Raw genomic sequence first — 19,226 nt, forward strand, 5'->3', positions numbered from 1 at the left:
ATGGCTGGTCGACTGGTAGTGATCGGTGGGGACGCCGCCGGTATGTCCGCGGCATCCCAGGCGCGTCGTCGTCGGGACCGGGACGACCTGGAGATCATCGCCTTCGAGCGGGGGCACTTCACGTCGTACTCGGCCTGTGGCATCCCGTACTGGATCAGCGGCCTGGTCGACTACCGCGAGTTGATCACCCGCGATCCGGAGACGCACCGCAGGGAACACCAGATCGACGTACGGCTGCGACACGAGGTCGTCAAGATCGACCTGGAGCGGCGCGAGGTGGTCGCACGGGACCTGGAGAACGGCGGGCGCGAGGTCCGGGAGGGCTTCGACGACCTGGTGTACGCGGCCGGCGCGGTGCCGACCATGCCCGGCTGGGCACGGACCGACGCGGGTGGGGTCTTCGGGGTACAGACCCTCGACGACGGCAAGGCGCTGCGGCACTGGCTGGACGGGGATCCGAAGCCGAAACGGGCGGTCGTCGTCGGCGGCGGTTACATCGGGGTCGAGATGGCCGAGGCGATGATCGAACGTGGGCTCGCGGTGACCCTGGTCGAACGGGGTGAACAGCCGATGTCGACCGTCGACCCGGACATGGGCCGGATGGTTCGCGACGCGCTGAACGGGCTCGGCATCGACGTACGCACCCGGGTGACCATCACCGGCCTGACCACCGAGGGAGGCCGGGTCTCCGGCGTACGGACCAGCGAGGTCACCATCCCGGCGGACGTGGTGGTGCTCGGCACCGGCGTACGCCCGAACGTGCGGCTCGCGGCGGAGGCCGGCCTGCCGATCGGCCCGACCGGCGGCATCCGTACCGACCTGCGGATGCGGGTGATCGGCGTACCCGGGGTCTGGGCGGCCGGCGACTGTGTCGAGACCCTGCACAAGACAACCGGCCAGCCGGTCTACATACCGCTCGGTACGCACGCCAACAAGCAGGGCCGGGTCGCCGGCATCAACATCGGCGGCGGGTACGCCACCTTCCCGGGTGTCATCGGCACGGCCGTGACCCGGGTCTGTGACCTTGAGGTGGCCCGGACCGGGCTGCTGGAGCCGGAGGCACGGATCGCCGGGTTCGAGTTCATCACCGTGACCGTGGAGTCGACCAACACCGCCGGCTACTTCCCGGACGCCGCGAAGATGACGGTCAAGCTGATCGCCGAGAAGGGCACCGGGCGGCTGCTCGGCGCGCAGATCGTCGGCCGGTCCCAGTCCGCGAAGCGGATCGACACCCTGGCCGTGGCGCTCTGGAACAAGATGACCGTGGACGAGATGTCGATGCTCGACCTCGGCTACGCACCTCCGTACTCCCCCGTCTGGGACCCCGTGCTCGTCGCCGCCCGCAAAGCCGTCGACATCCTCCACTCGACGTAAGGAAGGGCCCCCTGTTATCGCTTTCGGTATAGGAAGGGCCCCTTCCTAACCGGGGGATGGACGCCGCGAACTTGTCGGTGGGGGTGGCTACGGTTCGGGCCGTTGGTGCGTCGGTGTCCCCCCACCCGGCGCGAGTCACACCACCCCCGGAGGCCCCGCCGATGTCCCAGGAGAAGACGTACCTCGAACTGTCCGAGACCGACGGCACCTCGCACAAGTTCTACGAGGTGACCGTCGACGGTTCGGAACTGACGGTCCGCTATGGCCGGATCGGCGACAGCGGCCAGGTGAAGCGGAGCAGCTTCGCCAGCGCGGAACGGGCCCGGCTGGAGGCGTCCCGCAAGATCGGCGAGAAGGTACGCAAGGGCTACGCCCCCGCCGTCGCGGGGGTACGGCAGAAGCGCAGCGTCTCCCGCCGTCAGATCGTCAGTGTCCGTTCCACCGCCCGGCGCGCCCCGGTCCTCTGGCGTTACGACTCGGGCGCCCCGGCGTTCGGCATCTTCGTCGACCGGGACGGCTGCCTGGTCGGCAACGAGCGTGGGGTGATCACCGCGTTGAACCACAACGCCGAGGTGATGCAGCAGTACCGGCTGCCCGACGGGGTGAAGTGCATCGTGGCCGACGACGACTGGCGGTATGCCGGCTGCGACGACGGCAACGTCTACGACATCTCCGGCAAGGTGCCCCGGCTGGCCTACCGGATCGCCGACGACATCGACATCTACTGGCTGGACATCCACGACGGGGTGCTCGGGGTCTCGGACTCCGGCGGCGGCATCGCCTCGATCGACCACGAGGACGAGTTCCTCTGGCGGCGGCAGGGCAACGGTTCGAGCGGCTGGATGGTGCGGTGCGACGCGGACGCCGTACACCATGGTCATTCTCGTGGGGTGACCAGTTACGACTGGCGGACCGGCCGTGAGGTGTGGCACCAGTCGACCGGCGCGGTCCTCTTCGGCTGGCAGGAGCCCGGCACCCTCTACGCGGGCACGGCCACGAACCAGGTGGCCCGGCTGAGCAAGGACGGCCGGTTCGAGCGGACCTACCGCTGCGACGCCGCGGTCTATTCCTGTGCGACGGCGGCGGACGGCGAGTTCGTCTTCGCCGGGGACAGCCACTCGTCGATCTACTGCTTCGACGCCGCCGGCAACCGGCTCTGGAAGCTCGGCACCGGCTGCGGCTCGGCCTACTCCATGCAATACCACGAGGAGCGGCTCTATCTGGTCACCACGACCGGGGCGCTGGCCTGCGTCGACGCCAGCGAGCCGGCGATCCGGGCCGCCGAGCAGGGCACCGTGCCCGACGTGGTGGATGTGAAGGCGCCGCCCCGGATGCCGGCGGTCCCGGTCTCCACCACCGTCGAGGTGGTCCACGACCAGGGTGACGGGGTGCTGGTGGAGTGCGTCGAGGAGGGCGGACGGCTGCGCATCCATGTCCTCACGCCGGGTTTCCGGCGCGACTGGCTGGTCCAGTTTCCCAAGGGCATCCGCGAGCCGCGTGCCCGCTATCTGGTCTCGGAGGTCCGGGAGTCGGGCCGTGGCGGTTTCTACCGGGCGTACGGGGACATCCGTCGGCTGCGCGGCTGAGTCGCCGGTCTCGGGCCGGCTCCGAGTGGTCCGCGAACGGATCCCCACACACCGTTACTTCCTACCGCTTAGTGTCTGTTTACGGCGATAACGGTGGACCGGTGGCGGGCGGGGTGATGGATGGCGACGGGCGGCGCCGAGGTGATGGCCTCGACCTCCGAGAATCCGCAGCGGCCGGCTTTCCTGGAACTCTTCTTCGACCTGGCCTACGTCGCCGCTCTGCTCGGCCTCGCAATAAAGCTGGGCAACCACATGAGCTGGGCAAACATCGGTCAGACCCTGACGCTGCTGCTGGCGTTCACGATGATCTGGGCACTGACCGCCTGGGCGGGCAACAGGGCCGACCCGGCCCGGCCGCTGATCCAGCCGCAGGTGCTCTGGGTGATGGCGGCCAGCCTGCTGCTGGCCGCCGCGATCCCGGACGCGTACGGCGACCGCAGCGTGTTGTTCGCGATCACGTACGTGGCGATCCACCTCACGTCGAACCTCTACTACTGCCTAATCGAGCGGACCGGCCCGTCGGCGACTCGCGGTCGCCGGGTCCTTTTCTGGGAATCCATCGCCGGCGTCGGCTGGATCGTCGGTGCGCTGCTCGGCGGCACGTCGCAGGGGGTGCTCTGGGCGACAGCGGTCGGGATCGAGTACCTCGCCGCCGCGTTCGGCTGGCCCGTACCCCACGCCGGGCGTTCCCACTCTCGTGAATGGCGTCTGATCGGTGAGCGGATCTCCGAGCGTTACCGGCAGTTTGTGATCATCGCGCTCGGCGTGTCCATCTTCGTGACCGGCAAGGCATTCGGCGAGTCAACAGCTCAGCGGATCGACCAGGCGTGGGCGGTTCTGGTGGTATTCATGATGACGGTGCTGATGTGGCGGATCTACATCTACCGCGCCGGCGAACTGATGACGATCGCCATCTCCCGGTCGGCGGACCCTTCCCGACTCGGGCAGTTCACCGCCGCCATCCACGTGGTGATCGTGGCCGGCATCGTCCTCACGGCGGGGACATGTCAACTCGTCGTCGAACATCCGTTCGGTACGACGCCGCCGCACTGGGTGCCGGCGCTTCTCGGCGGTCCGGCCCTCTTCCTGCTCGGCCGCGGACTGCTCGACTACGTCGTCTTCGGGCACGTCTCCCGGTCCCGGCTGGTCGGGCTGGTCATGCTCGCCGCGGTGGTACCCACGACGCCCCTTATACCGCCGATCACGATCACCATCATCGACGTGGTCATTCTCGCCCTGATCGCGGCAGCCAACCTGCTCAGCACCCGGAAGCATCCCCGGGAGCCACATCCGCCCGCACTGAGCCGGCCTACCTGACACAGATCCCGGCGCCACACACATCACGGCGCCGGGACCGGCGGGCCACTCAACCACGTGGTCCGGACCAGCGTCTCCACGAGCAGGGTCAGCAGCAGCACCAGGTTTGCCAAGATCATGATCATGAGCGGCGAGAGGAGGGGCATCACGGGCCCGATCGCCCCCAGGACGACCAACGCGACCGCACGAGACCGGAGCAGCCGGCCGGTCATCACAAGATCGAAAAGGAAGCCCCCGAGCAGGAACAGCGCCGGACCGCCCAAAATCAGCACGACCCAGCTCGTGGGTGCCTCGCCGAACGGGCGACCGATGACGAGGATGTCGCTCGCCGAGATGACCACCACCCCCGCCACCATGACGAGGTGGGTGTAGGAGGTGGAGGTGCCGGAACGGACCCGCTCCACCAGGGCGACGTTGGCCGGTGCCAACAGTTGACGGACCCGGTGGAAGTAGAGCTGGAAGAGCAGCACCGCGTTGAGGAACGCCACCGCGCTGGCCACGACCCGACCCGCCTCGAAGCCACTGAGGGAGAGTTCCAGCCCGGTCGTCAGGATCAACTCACCGAGCGCGATGATGAAGATCTCCCGGTGCCGTTCCGAAAGGTGGGTTCCGGTGAAGATCTGGCTGGCGAGTTCCGTCCGACCGAGTCTCGGCGTAGGCCAGCCGACCCGCGCCGAGCCGAGGTCCACCGCGACCGCGACGGCCCAGAGCACCAGCCGGGCCGTGCCGTCCACGAGCGCGCCGGCCACCCAGAACGGACCGGTGACGCCGAACCAGAAGAACACCCGGACACTCCTGGCCTGGATGTAGCGGTTGACCCGGGTTCCCGGAATCAACACCAGGTCGCGGGCGAGATGGATGCCGAAATACCCGGCGACGAATATCCAGCCGGCGGAGCCGAACGCTCGGGGCACTGAGATCGCCATGACAAGGGTGCCGAACATGACCGCGAGAACCGTCGCCTGGATGATCGGCATCTGCGGGTTGAAGAGGTCGGTCAGCCACGCCGTCAGCACCCAGACCCACCACGCGGCGGCCAGCAGCACCGACAACATCACCGCGTTACGCACGCTGGGGTCGGCGGCCAGGGCACCCGCGATACGGGCGAGCAGGAAGATGTAGACCAGATCGAAGAAGAGTTCCAGGAACGTGGGGTACTCGGGCTCGTCCCCCTTACGCAGGATCCGTGGTAGCGGACTCGACGTCACGGCGGCTGCCTCCTATGCACGCCGGACCAGCGAGAGGCGCCCATTCCTGGTCTTGTTCCTACCTCCGTAAAGATATAAAACAGGCCGTTGTCCGGCAGCTAAACCGCTCGCTCCCGGCCCCGGCGAGAACTGACTGGTCGGGTCCTCCGCCCTCGGCGTCGGCCCGCCCGGTCAGCGCGGCTGGCAGGTGGGGCACCAGTACAGGTTGCGCCCGACCAACTCGCCCTGGCTGATCGGCGTACCGCAGACGTGGCAGGGCTGACCCGCGCGGCGGTAGACGTACACCTCGCCGCCGTGCCGGTCCACCCGGGGCGCACGACCCATCGCCTCCGGCAGGTGCTCCGGGCGTACGGTATCGATCCGACCGGTCGCCACCGCGGACCACATCAACTCCCCGAGATCGTCCCAGAGCGCCGCCCAGCCGGACCCGGTCAGCCGCTGCCCGGACATGCGCGGATGCGTGCCGGCCCGGAAGAGCGCCTCGGTCACGAAGATCAGACCAGTGCCGGCCACGATCGTCTGGTCCAGCAGCAGCGCCGCCAACGGGGTCGGACTGCGCCCGATCCGCCCGTACGCGGCGTCGGGGTCGGCGTCGCGCCTCAGCGGATCGGCGCCGAGCCGAAGCCGCAGCGCCTCGACCTCGGGCGGGGTGAGCACCTCGCAAGCGGTCGGCCCGCGCAGTTCCAGCCAGTGCCGGTCGGTGCTCATCCGCAGCCTGACCTGCCCGACCGGGTCCGGCGGCTCGCCGTCACCGTCGGCGAACTTGCCGTACAACCCGAGGTGGACGTGCAGGCTCACGCCGTTGGCGTAATGATGGAGCAGATGCTTGCCGTACGCCTCGGTGCCCTCCAGGACCGTGCCGCTCAGCAGCGCCGCCCCCTCGGCGAACCGGCCCTGAGGGCTGTCGACCAGCACCTTGTCGCCCGCGAAGAGCGCCCGGTGGCGTGCCGCGAGCCGGTGGATGGTGTGTCCCTCAGGCATGGTGACCAAGCCTATGCGGTCTGCCGCCTCGGCCGCCCCTCACCCACGGCGTGGGTTAACAGGGGGCCCTTCCTCTACCGAAAACGATAAGAGGGGGCCCTTCCTTACAAAGCCAGTGCCCCCTCGGCCATGGCGGAGGCGCGAGGGGGCACTGGGGTCGCGGCGACGGTTGACTGTACGTCCGTCCAGTCCATTGTCGACACGACCCTACGAGCCCGATCATCAGCTAGTCAACCGGGCGTTGGCAAGTCGACGGTCTGCGAGCGGACGGCCACCGTCAGACGGGGGTACGCAACCCGTCGGTGACCCGGAAGTCGTCCGGTGGCAACGGCAGCGGCGACGGCTCCCCCAACTGATAGAGCTCGTACAACCGGGGCCGGACGTCCGCGAGCGGGTAGGTGTTCTCGTACACGGCGAGCTTGTAGACCACACCTTCGAGCACGCTGCGCAACAGCACCTCCTCCAACGCCGGGTCAGCCGCCCCCCGCGCCTTGAAGATCGCGCGCAGCCGCTCCTCGAAGGCCCGTACCGCGCCCGAACGTGACCGCTCCACCTTGGCGAACACCTCACGAGTGCCGGGCTGGAGCATCAGGCAGAGCATCAACCGCTGCATACCGAGGAACTCGCGGGCGCCGAGCAGAGCCCGGTCGATCACGACGGCGAGCAACCGGTCCGCCGGCACGTCCTCGCCCTGGTCGTCCAGCATCGAGAGCACGCTGTCCAGCCAGCGCCCCAGGACCGCCTCCAGCAGGTCACGTTTGGAGGCGAAGTAGTAGGAGATGAGCCCCCGGGACACCTGCGCCCGCTCGGTGATCTGGGAGATGGTCGCTCCCTCGTATCCGTGAGCCGCGAAGACCTCCAACGCCGCACCGATGATCCGTTCCTGGGACCGATGGCGCATCTGGACGTTCACCCGAGGGGAACGAGGGGACACCGATGACCTCCAGTTGGGAGCGCGCAACAACATAGGCATCATTGCGTACCGACCCAGGTCGCGAGGGTCCGGCGGCGCCCGGGCGGGGTATCCGGAGATCGCCAATGTCCGCTGGAGCGCCCCACGATCGTCAATGCCCGTCGCGGCAGTCGCCGGCCGTGGGCCGGCACCCGGCGAGAAAGGCACCCGGGGTACGCCCATGAGACGCCGGAACTCCGCTGTCATGTGGGCCTGGTCGTAGTAACCGGCACCGCTCGCCAACTCCGACAAATGCGTACGGGGAACGCGTGCGAGCACCGTACGCGCCCGCTGGAGCTGCCCGAACTGCCTCGGCGGAAACCCGGGTGTGGACCGCCCTGACCAGGCCGGGCACGCCCGCCGGGGCGTCGGTAGAGTCGCGGGGTGACCGACTCCTCCTGCCCCTGTCTGATCTGCGCCGACGCCTCCGCCGGACGGGACGACAAGGTCCTCGCCACCATCCAGGAGCACGGCTGGTCGGCGCTGCGGGTCGAGGGCGGGATCGGTTTCGCGTACACGGTCGGGCTGTGGCACTCGTTCCGCCGACCGGAGATCGTGATGTTCGGGCTCGACGGCGAGAACATGCAGCACTGGCTCAACGCGTGCGTGGCGCTCGGACGCGAACAGGGTTGGCCCGAGCCCGGGGAACCGTTCGAAGGCGTCCTGGAGGGCTTCCCGACCCAGTTGCGGCCGGTGCATGACTCGTGGCGCAATGCCCTGTTCGGCACCGCGCACCGCTTCTACGACGGCTTCGCCGTCCCCGTCCTCCAGTTGGTCTGGCCGGACCGGGACGGCCGCTGGCCCTGGGCGGAGCAGGCCAGCGCGAGCAGTCGCAACCGGCAGGCATTCGCCTGGTTGCCCGTCTCGGAGCACCCGGTGGGCGCATGGCGGCTGGTCGGCGAGTTGGAGCCGGACTTTCCCTTCCCGGTCGGCCCGGACAGTTGGGCGCTGACCACCACCGCGGTGCTCGACGGAGAGCGTCCGATCACCCGGATCAGCCTGGACGAGGGCGCGTACGACGTGCTCGACGAACGCGGCTACGACGCCGACGACCTGTGCCTGGCCTTCCTCGGTGACCTGGTCGTGCGGTACCCGCAGGTCGCCGCCGCCGCCGATCTCGGTGAGGGACACGTCGCGATCAGCGGCGACGAACAGGTCTGGCTCCGCGCCCGCCAGTCACCCGGCGACAGCCGGGCGAGCCAACGTGCGTGGGACTCCGCCCGGCCCCGTTAGCCGCCGAGCGGACCGGCTCCGGGTCAACGGAGCCAGGGGATGGTGCGGTCGAGGCCCCGGCGCTGCTTGAGCTCGCGGCGCAGCGGGATCTCGTCGTCCACGTACCCGTCCCAGTTGACGCCCCAGTGGTTGGCCGTGTGGGTGCTCTCCCCCAGCAACTGCCGCTGCACCGGCGTACGCGCTGCCCACCACGGGCCGTCCTGGTCGAGGTGCAGGTCATCGAGGGGACGGATCCAGCGGTACGTGTAACCGACGAAGAGCATCTTGCGGGTGATGCTGGAGCGGTTGATCGACCGCGAGTGCCACAGCCTGCGGTCGAAGACGAACGCGTCGCCGGGGTTGGCGGTGATCTCGACCGTGCCCTCCGGGTCGGGGTGGTGCACCGAGAGATCCGCCGGGCGGGGTAGCGAGTTCTTGGTGTGACTACCCGGGATGACCTTGGTGGCACCCCGGCCGGTCTCCGAGAGATCGGAGAGCACGTACGCGACCTTCAGTGAGAACATCGGCCGAGGCTGGTCGGGATCCAACGTCTCCGGATCGGAGTTCTGCCGGTAGCCGTCCTGGTGCCAGCCCCAGTAGGGCCGCTCCGCCTCGGCGGCCGGCTCCGGGGGCGTCACGTCGAGGTGGTTGTGGTGGGTGTAGATGTTCCAGCCGAGCAGCCCCCAGATGTACGGGAACGTCGTCGGGTGGGTGAGTAGTTCGCCGAAGAGTTCGTCCCGCTCAAGGAAACCGAGCAGGTGCAGGGTCCCGTTCTTCGCGGTGTTGCCCGCCGTGGCCATCCGGTCGTGAATCCGGTCGACCGCCTTCTCCAGCGCCGCCCGGTGCTCCTCGGTCAGCACCTGCCGCAGCAGCAGGAAACCCTGCTCGTGGAACTCCTTACGATCGACGTCGCTGATTGTTTCGTACCCTGTCCGCCCCTGGTAGTCGAACATTGCGCCAACCTCTCCCTTGACCCGCGTCGCGTGAAGCTGTCAGGGAGTGAACCGGCCGGATACGAAGGAAGTATGTGGTTCGGGTCAGCGAACGATGCTGACGGCCCGGGCAGTTCGGGCTCCATCGCCGCCGTACCGAATCTTTGCCGCCTCTTCACAAAAGCCCTGGTCAGGCGGTTGGCCGGTCTTTCAACGGGAGCTTGCTCAGGACCGCCTCGTAGGAAGCGTCGAGCGCCTCGACGAGTTCGTCGTCCGGGATGGTGCCGTCGATCCGCAGGCTGTTCCAGCCGTACCGCCCGATGTAGGCCATCACCGAGGCGTCATGGGGGTGGCGGAGCAACCACTCGTCGGCAATCTCGCGGTCCGCACCGCACTTCACCCCGACCGCCGTCCGTGACTCCGAGCCGAGAAACGCGAAGATCTTGCCGCCGACCTTGACCACGATGTCGGTCTCCCACGGCTCGTCCCGCCAGGCACCCGGTTTGGCCAGGCAGTATTCGAGCACCTCATCCCACGTCATCTCGGGCCCCCTTACTGACAGCCATGTTCACATGCCGGTACGACACCACGCGTGACCCGCACTGACAAACACCAGGGAAGAGTGAGGATCACTGGGTACACGTAGCTCCGCCGGTGAGCGTTCAACGATCGCCGGCCGGTTTGCCTGCCGGGATCCACGCCATACCGTCGGCGGACGCCCTGGCTCGGTCGCGGGACGACGCCCGGCGCCGCCAGATCAACGCGAAGGGATCCAGCGTGCCCACGTTCGACCGAGACGCACGACGTGCTGACAGGAAAACGGGGTGGCGTACGACGAGCACACGGGTAGGTACGACGCGGTCACGGTGGGCTTGGTGCACTCGTGGTGGGCTACGGCGCACTCGCGGTGACCGACCGCGTCACCTCGGACCAGCTCTACCTGGGGATCGGCTCAGCGCCGCGGCACAACTGGGTGCAGATCATGCTCAAGTCCGAATGAGCCCTCGAACCATGGGCGGGGTGGCTGCGCTCGGGCGGTTCAGGACTGACGGATCGCCTCACCGGCGATCTCGATCCGTACCGTCTTGCCGACGAGAACTCCGCCGCTTTCGAGAACCACGTTCCAGAGAAGTCCGTAGTCCTCGCGGTCGACGTCCGCGGTCGCACTGAAGCCGAAGATGTCCTGCCCGTAGGGATCACGACGGGCACCCCCGAACTCCACCTGGAGGTCGACCGCCCGAGTGATCCCCTTGACCGTCAACTCTCCGGTGAGCACGAATCGTCCGGGCGTCTGGACGGCGTGCGGCAGTACCTCGCGCCCCGCGCCCCGTTGACCCAACCGGTGGTTCCTCAACCGGGCCCAGGCGAAGATCGGGTCTTCGTTGCGCTCCCACTTGATGCCCGTACTCCGGTATTCGAGCGTCCGATAGCGCTCCACGTCGAGGAAGTCGGGACTCCTCAGGTGGGTGTCCCGATCGTTGCTCCCGGTGGTGAGGCTCGCCGCCAGGATCGTCGCACTCACCGAGGAGGCCAAGGGGTCCGCCGCCACGTGGATATGGGCGGTCGCCTCGGCGAACTCCCCCCGTACGGGGCTCACCATCATGTGTCGGGCCACAAAACCGATCCGCTTGTGCGACTGATCCAGAGAATAGGAACCGGCAGCCGGGATGGTCATGCCTTCCCAGGTACGTGTGGCGAAGTCGGTCATCGTGTTGCCTTCCCCGGTTGTCTTCCCCCCGAGTTGTTCCCGGGTGTTTGCCAGCGCGCCACAGGAGCCCGCGGGTAGGCGAGTCGATCGGACCCGTGCACCCGCAGCCCAGCATAAGGACGCTTCGGGGCCGCTTTCCGGGCTCCACCGAACGGTGGATCTTGACAAACCCCTCGCTCGGGAAGAAGGTGCGTCCGACGGCGAATTCGCACGGCATTTCGGTCATTTCCCCTGACAAATCAGCCACTGGAAGGAAGTTGCCGACGGCCGAATTCGACGGAATTCGATCGCGGCGCGCATCGGTGCCGAGGACCGGCGTCGACCCGCGCACGTGATAACGCTCACCCGAGGATCGGCTGACGGCGCGGATGCCGGATCGCGTCCCAGACCCCGACACCGGCCACCACCAGGGTGGCGATGGCGGACAGAGCCAGCGGCGACACGTTCGGTCCCACCGGCACCAGGGCTGCGAGCGCGACGATGGCGAGCAACCGGGGCAGCGAGAAGGTGGCGAAGACGGAACGTTTGAAGAGCAGGTGTCCGGCAAGGAAGAGGGCCGGCCCGCCGAGCACGGTGACGATGGTGACGGTGTCGGCATGGCCGCCCGGATGGGCGATGACGAGGTCGTCCCCGACCGCGGCGACGATGATGCCGGCGACCATCGGCAACTGGAAATAGGTGTACGCCGAGCGGCCGATCTGCCCCGGGTTCTCCGACTGGTCGATCGCCGCGCTGGCGGCCTCGGCGCCTCGGTCGAAGTAGAGCCACCAGAGGGCGACACTGCCCACGAACGAAACGGTGAACGCGAGCAGGTGCAGCGCCTCGGCCGGACGGGCCCCGAAGACCGTACCAGTGATCAGGATCGATTCGCCGAGTGCGATCAGGATGAACAGCTGCCCGCGTTCGGCGAGGTGCCGGCCGTTGACCGGCCAGTCCGCCGGGGTGGACTTGCCCGCTCCGGGAACCCAGAAGCCGGCGATGGCGGCGAGGTATTCGATCACCACGGCGGCGGCCCAGAACGCGAGCCGGGTCGGCCCGTGCGAGAGGCCACCCGCCACCCAGAGCGCGCTGGAGACAGCCTTCCACACCAGCAAACGCTGAAAGTTGAGCCGCAGCCCGAGCCGTTGGCGCTTCTGCTCCGCCGACTCCGTCGCCGCTCCAGTGCCGGGCCGACCCAGCGTCAGTATGACGAAGACGTTCCGCCCGACCTGGATCGCCGCGTACGCCCCGGCGACCCAGATGCCCCGCTCCCCGTACGCCTGCGGCAGTGACGCCGAGACGATCAGGCTGAGCAACATGAGGACGACCAACATCAGTCGGACACCCAACTGGTCCGGGTCGAACCAGTTGGTGACCCAGGCGGTGTCCACCCAGGCCCACCAGATCGCCAGCAACAGCAACAGGGTCTGCACCGCGCCGAGAGGAGTCAGGTGGGTGAGGAGGAGGTGGGTCAACTGTGTGACCGCGAGTACGTAGATCAGGTCGAAGAACAGTTCGACGAACGTGACCCGGCCGCGTCCCTCGGAGCCCCGCAGGCCCCGCACGCTCTCCCCGATATCCGCCACCTGATCGGCCTCCGACCGCATCGGCCCAGCTCAACCACTGTGGCCAGGCCGATGGTAACGGCGGGAACGGCACCAGGTCCGCGTGTTGCCGCAGGTCAGGGTACGAGCACCGGGAGCGTGGCCAGCGTGGTGGCGACCAGTACGTGGCGCCGACGCTGCTCCGCGACACAGCGGCCCCCGGCCTGGGTGGTTGGCGGTTCGGAGATCGGGGTACTCCGATGCTCGTAACCGCGTGGGCACCGGCGAACAGGCGTAGGTAGCCGCGCTCCGACCAGGAGGTGTGTGGTGGTCAGAATTCCTTCGCTCTCGCGGCGAACAGCGGCGTCGACCGAGCCGGAGTCGACGGTGACGTCCGCGCCGACGACCGACAGTGCGCCGACGACCGACAGCGGGCAGGCGGGCGCCACCGGTGTGGTGGCTCCGCCGGGCGCGGTGGCTCCGCCGGGTGAGCGGGCGACGTACCGCAGTTCGTCGGCCAGCTCGGCGACCGCACCGGTCATCAACCGCCCACGTACGAGTGTCACCCAGGACGACGACACGCGGGTCGACGGTCGCCCCGCCCGAGAGGACGTACCCCGGGACGACCGTCGCGACCGGAGCCTCGACCGGACGACCGGCACCGAGCGGGTGGACCGCGAGCCCACCGTGGTGCCGCCGGCGGGCCCGCGTCCCCGGGCCAGCCTGCTCGCCACCCTGAGCCTGATCCTCGGCGTGGCCGCGGCCCTCTTCGTGCTGACCGGTGCCCTCGCCGGGTACGGCATCGCGATCGGCGCGATCGGCGCTTTGCTCGGTGTCGCCGGCGTCTCGGCCACCAGTCGCCGACACGTCGCCGGCAAGTCCGACGCGCTGCTCGGCCTGGTGTTGGGGCTCGGCGCGGTGGTCCTGGGCATCCTCGCGATGACCGGGCAGTTCACCTGGCCGACCACGGACGGGGACTGGGTGCTGCGGTTCCGCGAGTGGCTCGACTCACAGTTTGTGGACCGTTTCTAGGGGGCAGATATGACGCCAGAGCGGTGGTGCACCGCTCGGGCGTAGCTCGCCGGGGGTGGTTCACCGCCAGAGCTGAGTCGATGAAGGGGGCGGCGTCCACGCCGCCCCCTCAGCGATGACCGGCGACACCGGGTGACCGGGTTGCCGATCACCTGACGCAACGAATCGCCGCAAGGGGCGGCTTCAGACGCAACGATCCGTCGCACAACGCAACTTCTCCCAGTGGTTCCGGCCAGGCCCGGCCGCATAGCGTTGGGTTACGCGCCAGCCCGTGAGCCGACCCCGGCCGGGCGCGCCCGACCACTGGGAGCAGGGCATGACGCTGGATAGCAGCCGCCGGCACTACCTGATGTGCCGGCCCACATATTTTGCCGTCGAATACGCGATCAATCCGTGGATGGATCCGAGCGCTCCGGTCGACGCCGCGCTCGCCATCCGGCAGTGGGAGACGTTGCGCCGCACGTATCTCGACCTCGGCCACACGGTCGACGAGATCGAACCGGTGCCCGGCCTGCCCGACATGGTCTTCGCCGCAAACGGCGCGACCGTGGTGGACGGCGAGGTGCTCGCCGTCCAGTTCCGTGACCCGCAGCGGGCCGACGAGGCACCCGCGTACCGGTCGTGGTTCGAGCGGGCCGGGTACCCGGTCCACGAGGCCAAGTACGTCAACGAGGGCGAGGGCGACATCCTGCTCGCCGGCGGGATGCTGCTGGCCGGTACCGGGTTCCGCACCACCCACGCGGCGCACGCCCAGTTGCAGGAGGTCTTCGGCCGGCCGGTGGTGACGCTGCAACTGGTCGACCCGCGCTTCTACCACCTGGACACCGCGCTCTGCGTGCTGGACGAACAGACCGTGGCGTACCTGCCGGAGGCATTTTCCGCCGGCAGTCAGGCCGTACTGCGGCGGCTCTTCCCGGACGCGGTCCTGGCCGACGCGGCGGACGCCGAGGTGCTCGGTCTGAACGCGGTCAGCGACGGACGGAACGTGGTGCTTCCGGCCCAGGCGACCGGCCTGGCTGCCCAACTTCGGGAGCGCGGATACGCGACAATTGGCATTGATCTGTCCGAGCTACGCAAAGCGGGCGGCGGACCGAAGTGCTGCACCCTGGTGCTGCGGAAGCGAGAGGCAAGCAAGTGATCGTGGACGACATGCTGCTCACCCCAGGGGCGGTACGCGACGCGGAACGCTGGACCGCGCACAACTACCACCCGCTGCCCGTGGTGATCTCCTCCGCCGAGGGCGCCTGGGTGACCGACGTCGACGGCAAGCGCTACCTCGACTGCCTGGCCGGTTACTCGGCGCTCAACTTCGGCCACCGCCACCCGAAGCTGATCGCCACCGCGCACGAACAGCTCGACCGGCTCACCCTGACCAGCCGCGCCTTCATCCACGACCAGTTCGCCGACTTCTGTCACGAGCTGGCCGACCTCTGCGGCACCGAACTCGTCCTGCCGATGAACACCGGCGCCGAAGCCGTGGAGACCGCGATCAAGGTCGCGCGCAAGTGGGGGTACCAGGTCAAGGGCGTACCGGCGGGCCAGGCGACCATCGTCGTCGCCGACGGCAACTTCCACGGCCGGACCACCACCATCATCAGCTTCTCCACCGACCCGGACGCCCGCAACGACTTCGGGCCGTACACCCCCGGCTTCCGGATCGTCCCGTACGGGGATCTCACCGCGCTGGCCGAGGCGATCGACGAGACCACCGTCGCCGTACTGCTCGAACCGATCCAGGGCGAACAGGGCGTGGTGGTGCCGCCGACCGGCTACCTGCCGGGCGTACGGCAGCTCTGCACCGAACAGAACGTGCTCTTCCTCGCCGACGAGATCCAGTCCGGTCTGGGCCGGACCGGCACCACGTTCGCCCTCGACCACGAGGACGTCAAGCCGGACATGTACCTGCTCGGCAAGGCGCTCGGCGGCGGCATCGTGCCGGTCTCCGCGGTCGCCGCCGACACGTCCGTACTCGGCGTGCTGCGCCCAGGCGAGCACGGTTCGACCTTCGGCGGCAACCCGCTGGCCTGCGCGGTCGCCACCGAGGTCGTGCGGCTGCTCGCCACCGGCGAGTTCCAACGCCGCTCGGCCGAACTCGGCGCTCGGCTGCACACGGCACTCGGTGGGCTGGTCGGCGAGGGCCTCGTCGCCGTACGCGGCCGTGGCCTCTGGGCCGGGATCGACATCGACCCGTCGTTGATGACCGGCCGACAGGCGTGCGAACGGCTGGCCGACCGGGGCGTGCTCGCCAAGGACACCCACGGCTCGACCATCCGGCTGGCCCCGCCACTGGTGGTCGAGCCCGAGGAGCTGGACTTCGCCGTCGAGCAGCTTCGCGCCATCCTGAGCTGAGACCGGGGAGTCACCTCGACGAACCGGTCAGGAGACAGTCGAGTTGACGAATCGGGCTGACCGCTTGAGATGTGTGGTTCGGGCTCCCCGCATCTGCATGAACGGGCCGATCACCTGACGAACCGGTACGTGGAAAGCGGTCACCCGAACCCGGGTGACCGCTTTCCACGTACGCGAAGGTTGCACTCAGGGGCGCTCGATGACCCGCATCGCCATCGTCGGCGCCTCGGCCATCACCGAGGTGGGGTTGATGACCCCGCCGGAGGTCCAGTTCGACGACCGACCGATCTGGACACCGGGGTACAGCTCGACGATGTCACCGCCGCGCAGCACCCGGTTGGCCTGCTGCTTCAACGCGATCCGGTCGTCCTCGTCCATCGAACCACCGGGCCGGACACCCGAACCGTTGGTGCTCACGTCGAACGCCACCAGGTCGCCGCCGCGCAACTCGAAACGGACGTGGTTGCGGCTGATCCAACGCCGGGCCTCCTCGCTCAGCCACTGGCCGAGCACGACCCCACCGGACTCCTCCGGCGCGCGGCCGACCATCACCGGTCGGTCTGCGGAAACCACGAAACGACGACGTACCTGGCCACCGACGCGGACCGAGAGCACCTCGGCGTCCGGCCGGGGGCCGGCGTCGGTGAGACGGCGGTCGTGCCGGGGGCAGCTCGGGGCGCCGCCGCGCAGCGTGGGCGGGGGCTGCCCGCCCGGTTCGCGGTCGGACCGGGCCAGATCGGCGAAGGAACCGCCGCCCCCACCGCCACCATCGCCGAACAGCACGCAGCCCGGTTCGGGGCAACGCCAGAGCCGGGACAGCAGCTTCGCCCCGGTCGGGGACGGGCCGGGCGAGGTCCATACCGCCTTGCCACCGGCCTGGGCCACCAGGGTCGGCCCGTTCGGGCTGTTCACCGGGGCGAGCAGGCGGCCGGGCTGCGAACTCAGCCAGGGGTAGCGCCCGAGCATGCCGTCGAACCGCATCCGGCTGAGCACCGGCAGGCCGAGCAGGTCGGCCAGCTCCAGCATCCGCTCGACCGGGTTGGGCAACACCTCGACCAGCCCGTCATCGGCCCACCGCCGGACCACCATGCGCTCGTTGGAAGTGAGGTCGGCGTCGGAGAGGAGCGCCCGGTGCACCACCGGATAGACCGGGACGCTGTCCTCTTCCAGTTGCCGGCTGAGTGCGTCGATGACGATGCCGAGCCGGAGCATGCTCGCCGGCCGGCCGCCGTCGAAGTCGGTGTAGCGCACCACCTCGGCCAGGTCCAGTACGGCACGGGCCAGCGACGGATCGGTGCAGACCCGGCCCTCGATCGCGTCGAGGACCTTACTGATCTCGAATCTCACGCCGCTCCCCCGAGGATCTGGTCGATACGCTGTGCGAGCTGGATGTCCCGGCGGGTCACGCCCCCTACGGAGTGGGTCGTGCACCGGAAGGTCACCGTACGCCAGCGGATGTCGATGTCCGGATGATGGTTGAGTTCCTCGGCCACCGCCGCGACCCGGTCGACCGTCGTGATCGCCTCCGGGAAACTGCCCAGCTCGACGGAACGGGTGATCATCGCGGGGTGACCGGACCAGCCGTCCAGCCGCTCCAGCTCACCACGCACCGCCTCGGCGTCCAGCACCTCTGCCATGAGGCAGACCTTACCGCCGCACTTCCCGCCCGGGGAGGGCAACCGGGGCCGGCGCACCCACCGGATGCACCCACCCCGGCCTGCACCGGGCCGACCCGGGACGGATCAACGTTCGGCGCGGGACGGGTCAACGGTCGGCGCGCAGTCCGGCTCCGACACTGTGCAGGTGCCGCAGCGCCTGGGCGTACGAGTCGAGCAGGCCGGCCTCCTCGTACGGGATGCCCTGTTCCGCGCAGTACTGCCGGACGATCGGCTGGGCCTTGCGCAGATTCGAGCGGGGCATGCTCGGGAAGAGGTGGTGTTCGATCTGGTAGTTCAGCCCGCCGAGCGCGAAGTCGACGACCCGGCTGCCCCGGACGTTGCGGGAGGTCAGCACCTGCTTGCGGAGGAAGTCGAGGTCGTCCTCGGCGGTCAGCACCGGCATCCCCTTGTGGTTCGGGGCGAACGAGCAGCCCATGTAGACCCCCCACAATCCCTGGTGTACGGCGATGAAGACCAGTGCCTTGACCGGCGACAGTACGGCGAAGACCACACCGAGGTACGCGGCCACGTGCGCGACCAACAGCACGGCCTCGACCGCCCGGTACCGCATCGGTGCCCGGAACAGTCCCTGGAAGCTCGCGTAGTGCAGGTTCAAGCCTTCCAGGGTCAACATGGGAAAGAAGAGGTACGCCTGGTGCCGCGCCAGCCAGTGGCCGAAGCCGCGCCGCTCGCGCGCCTGCTCGTCGGTCCAGACCAGGGCTCCGGCGCCTACGTCGGGGTCGTGGTCCTCGTGGTTGGGGTTGGCGTGGTGCCGGTTGTGCTTGTCGATCCACCAGCCGTAGCTCAGCCCGACGGCCAGGTTCGCGGCGAGCAGACCGGCGACCTCGCTGGCCCGACGGTTGCGGAACATCTGCCGGTGACCGGCGTCGTGTCCGAGGAAGGCGACCTGGGTGGAGCCGATCGCAAGGAGGACCGCGACGAGTAGTTGCCACCACGAGTCGCCGACCAGGACAAGGGAGACCCAGCCGGCGGCGAAGAGGCCCACCGTCAACGCGATCTTGGCTACGTACCAACCGGGTCGGCGGTTCAGCAGACCCGCCTGACTGATCCGTCGAGATAACTGCGCGTAATCACTTCCTCGCCGAAGGGCAGGCTCCGCCACCGCACCGACCGTCATGACTTCTCCCAGAATGCTCGGAATTCGATGACGCGCCGGGCGACGCGCGCTCACCCAAGTCTCGCGATCGAGCTTGCGCTGAGTAACCCAGGAAGCCCCCTAATGCGCGGTAGTGCCAGCCCTACCGCCGGCGGCGTAAGGGGGGGGGGGGGGGGGGGGGGCTGCGGGGGGGGGGGCGGGGGGCGGCGCGCCACCGCGCCGGCGCCCCGGGCGCGCGGGCGCCCGCCGGGGCGGCGCCGGCCGCCGGCCCCCCCCC

18 protein-coding genes are annotated in these 19,226 nt (G+C 69.0%); 7 read left to right on the plus strand and 11 right to left on the minus strand.

Translation table 11 applies throughout. The annotated features are described in order from the left end of the window. The 3 genes from ACIBF5_RS20530 to ACIBF5_RS20540 all read left to right on the plus strand — a co-directional run bounded on the left by ACIBF5_RS20530 (position 1) and on the right by ACIBF5_RS20540 (position 4,277). On the plus strand, positions 1-1,374 hold the full coding sequence (locus ACIBF5_RS20530; RefSeq protein ID WP_396813852.1) for an FAD-dependent oxidoreductase: 1,374 nt from the start codon (positions 1-3) through the stop codon (positions 1,372-1,374). Positions 1,375-1,535: 161 nt separating this feature from the next. Further along, positions 1,536-2,960 carry a WGR domain-containing protein gene (locus tag ACIBF5_RS20535; protein WP_396813854.1) on the plus strand — a complete coding sequence of 475 codons (1,425 nt, stop codon included), beginning with the start codon at positions 1,536-1,538 and terminating at the stop codon, positions 2,958-2,960. A 120-nt stretch (positions 2,961-3,080) separates the two neighbouring features. Continuing rightward, on the plus strand, positions 3,081-4,277 hold the full coding sequence (locus ACIBF5_RS20540) for a low temperature requirement protein A (RefSeq protein WP_396813856.1): 1,197 nt from the start codon (positions 3,081-3,083) through the stop codon (positions 4,275-4,277). A gap of 23 nt (positions 4,278-4,300) precedes the next feature. Here ACIBF5_RS20540 and ACIBF5_RS20545 read toward each other — a convergent pair whose 3' ends face one another. The 3 genes from ACIBF5_RS20545 to ACIBF5_RS20555 all read right to left on the minus strand — a co-directional run bounded on the left by ACIBF5_RS20545 (position 4,301) and on the right by ACIBF5_RS20555 (position 7,367). Then, on the minus strand, positions 4,301-5,485 hold the full coding sequence (locus ACIBF5_RS20545; RefSeq protein WP_396813858.1) for a low temperature requirement protein A: 1,185 nt from the start codon (positions 5,483-5,485) through the stop codon (positions 4,301-4,303). Between the two features lie 171 nt (positions 5,486-5,656). Beyond that, positions 5,657-6,466: an Fpg/Nei family DNA glycosylase gene (locus ACIBF5_RS20550; protein ID WP_396813860.1), complete on the minus strand. Its 810-nt coding sequence runs from the start codon at positions 6,464-6,466 to the stop codon at positions 5,657-5,659. Positions 6,467-6,743: 277 nt separating this feature from the next. Next, positions 6,744-7,367, minus strand: coding sequence for a TetR/AcrR family transcriptional regulator (locus ACIBF5_RS20555; RefSeq protein ID WP_396813861.1), 624 nt, complete (start codon positions 7,365-7,367; stop codon positions 6,744-6,746). A 435-nt stretch (positions 7,368-7,802) separates the two neighbouring features. Between ACIBF5_RS20555 and ACIBF5_RS20560 the strand changes: the two genes are divergently transcribed. Further along, positions 7,803-8,651, plus strand: coding sequence for a DUF4262 domain-containing protein (locus ACIBF5_RS20560; RefSeq protein WP_396813862.1), 849 nt, complete (start codon positions 7,803-7,805; stop codon positions 8,649-8,651). A 23-nt stretch (positions 8,652-8,674) separates the two neighbouring features. On the opposite strand, the gene ACIBF5_RS20565 is transcribed toward ACIBF5_RS20560, so the two are convergent. From ACIBF5_RS20565 to ACIBF5_RS20585, 5 genes are all read right to left on the minus strand, one after another. After that, complete coding sequence (locus ACIBF5_RS20565) at positions 8,675-9,583, minus strand: phytanoyl-CoA dioxygenase family protein (RefSeq protein WP_396813864.1); 909 nt, start codon at positions 9,581-9,583, stop codon at positions 8,675-8,677. Positions 9,584-9,752: 169 nt separating this feature from the next. After that, positions 9,753-10,103: an MmcQ/YjbR family DNA-binding protein gene (locus tag ACIBF5_RS20570; protein ID WP_396813866.1), complete on the minus strand. Its 351-nt coding sequence runs from the start codon at positions 10,101-10,103 to the stop codon at positions 9,753-9,755. Positions 10,104-10,601: 498 nt separating this feature from the next. Beyond that, the gene (locus ACIBF5_RS20575; RefSeq protein ID WP_396813868.1) at positions 10,602-11,270 is read right to left on the minus strand and encodes a YceI family protein; all 669 of its coding nucleotides are present in this window, start codon (positions 11,268-11,270) and stop codon (positions 10,602-10,604) included. A 341-nt stretch (positions 11,271-11,611) separates the two neighbouring features. Further along, complete coding sequence (locus ACIBF5_RS20580; RefSeq protein WP_396813871.1) at positions 11,612-12,856, minus strand: low temperature requirement protein A; 1,245 nt, start codon at positions 12,854-12,856, stop codon at positions 11,612-11,614. A 74-nt stretch (positions 12,857-12,930) separates the two neighbouring features. Next, the gene (locus tag ACIBF5_RS20585) at positions 12,931-13,359 is read right to left on the minus strand and encodes a hypothetical protein (protein WP_396813874.1); all 429 of its coding nucleotides are present in this window, start codon (positions 13,357-13,359) and stop codon (positions 12,931-12,933) included. Positions 13,360-13,462: 103 nt separating this feature from the next. Between ACIBF5_RS20585 and ACIBF5_RS20590 the strand changes: the two genes are divergently transcribed. The 3 genes from ACIBF5_RS20590 to rocD all read left to right on the plus strand — a co-directional run bounded on the left by ACIBF5_RS20590 (position 13,463) and on the right by rocD (position 16,174). Beyond that, positions 13,463-13,825, plus strand: coding sequence for a hypothetical protein (locus tag ACIBF5_RS20590; protein ID WP_396813876.1), 363 nt, complete (start codon positions 13,463-13,465; stop codon positions 13,823-13,825). 316 nt (positions 13,826-14,141) lie between these two features. Then, positions 14,142-14,963, plus strand: coding sequence for a dimethylargininase (gene ddaH / locus ACIBF5_RS20595; protein ID WP_396813878.1), 822 nt, complete (start codon positions 14,142-14,144; stop codon positions 14,961-14,963). Between the two features lie 11 nt (positions 14,964-14,974). Continuing rightward, positions 14,975-16,174, plus strand: a complete 1,200-nt coding sequence (rocD, locus tag ACIBF5_RS20600) for an ornithine--oxo-acid transaminase (RefSeq protein ID WP_396813881.1) — start codon at positions 14,975-14,977, stop codon at positions 16,172-16,174. 186 nt (positions 16,175-16,360) lie between these two features. Here rocD and ACIBF5_RS20605 read toward each other — a convergent pair whose 3' ends face one another. The 3 genes from ACIBF5_RS20605 to ACIBF5_RS20615 form a co-directional block, all read right to left on the minus strand. Then, positions 16,361-17,521: an FHA domain-containing protein gene (locus tag ACIBF5_RS20605; protein WP_396813883.1), complete on the minus strand. Its 1,161-nt coding sequence runs from the start codon at positions 17,519-17,521 to the stop codon at positions 16,361-16,363. Next, positions 17,518-17,811: a 4a-hydroxytetrahydrobiopterin dehydratase gene (locus tag ACIBF5_RS20610; protein WP_396813884.1), complete on the minus strand. Its 294-nt coding sequence runs from the start codon at positions 17,809-17,811 to the stop codon at positions 17,518-17,520. Before ACIBF5_RS20610 ends, ACIBF5_RS20605 begins: the two co-directional genes overlap by 4 nt. Positions 17,812-17,938: 127 nt before the next feature. Continuing rightward, positions 17,939-18,970, minus strand: coding sequence for a fatty acid desaturase family protein (locus tag ACIBF5_RS20615; RefSeq protein WP_396813887.1), 1,032 nt, complete (start codon positions 18,968-18,970; stop codon positions 17,939-17,941). Positions 18,971-19,226: the final 256 nt, after the last annotated feature.

This window comes from Micromonospora sp. NPDC050417 (assembly GCF_044458865.1).
GTDB lineage: Bacteria > Actinomycetota > Actinomycetes > Mycobacteriales > Micromonosporaceae > Micromonospora_G.

Bases quoted from the DNA above. Each gene is read 5' to 3' on its own strand.
- ACIBF5_RS20580 (WP_396813871.1), bottom strand. From the start codon at position 12,856: ATGCGGTCGGAGGCCGATCAGGTGGCGGATATCGGGGAGAGCGTGCGG.
- ACIBF5_RS20570 (WP_396813866.1), bottom strand. From the start codon at position 10,103: ATGACGTGGGATGAGGTGCTCGAATACTGCCTGGCCAAACCGGGTGCC.
- rocD (WP_396813881.1), top strand. From the start codon at position 14,975: ATGCTGCTCACCCCAGGGGCGGTACGCGACGCGGAACGCTGGACCGCG.
- ACIBF5_RS20615 (WP_396813887.1), bottom strand. From the start codon at position 18,970: ATGACGGTCGGTGCGGTGGCGGAGCCTGCCCTTCGGCGAGGAAGTGAT.
- ACIBF5_RS20555 (WP_396813861.1), bottom strand. From the start codon at position 7,367: ATGCGCCATCGGTCCCAGGAACGGATCATCGGTGCGGCGTTGGAGGTC.
- ACIBF5_RS20550 (WP_396813860.1), bottom strand. From the start codon at position 6,466: ATGCCTGAGGGACACACCATCCACCGGCTCGCGGCACGCCACCGGGCG.
- ACIBF5_RS20530 (WP_396813852.1), top strand. From the start codon at position 1: ATGGCTGGTCGACTGGTAGTGATCGGTGGGGACGCCGCCGGTATGTCC.
- ACIBF5_RS20610 (WP_396813884.1), bottom strand. From the start codon at position 17,811: ATGGCAGAGGTGCTGGACGCCGAGGCGGTGCGTGGTGAGCTGGAGCGG.
- ACIBF5_RS20575 (WP_396813868.1), bottom strand. From the start codon at position 11,270: ATGACCGACTTCGCCACACGTACCTGGGAAGGCATGACCATCCCGGCT.
- ACIBF5_RS20565 (WP_396813864.1), bottom strand. From the start codon at position 9,583: ATGTTCGACTACCAGGGGCGGACAGGGTACGAAACAATCAGCGACGTC.
- ddaH (WP_396813878.1), top strand. From the start codon at position 14,142: ATGACGCTGGATAGCAGCCGCCGGCACTACCTGATGTGCCGGCCCACA.
- ACIBF5_RS20535 (WP_396813854.1), top strand. From the start codon at position 1,536: ATGTCCCAGGAGAAGACGTACCTCGAACTGTCCGAGACCGACGGCACC.
- ACIBF5_RS20540 (WP_396813856.1), top strand. From the start codon at position 3,081: ATGGCGACGGGCGGCGCCGAGGTGATGGCCTCGACCTCCGAGAATCCG.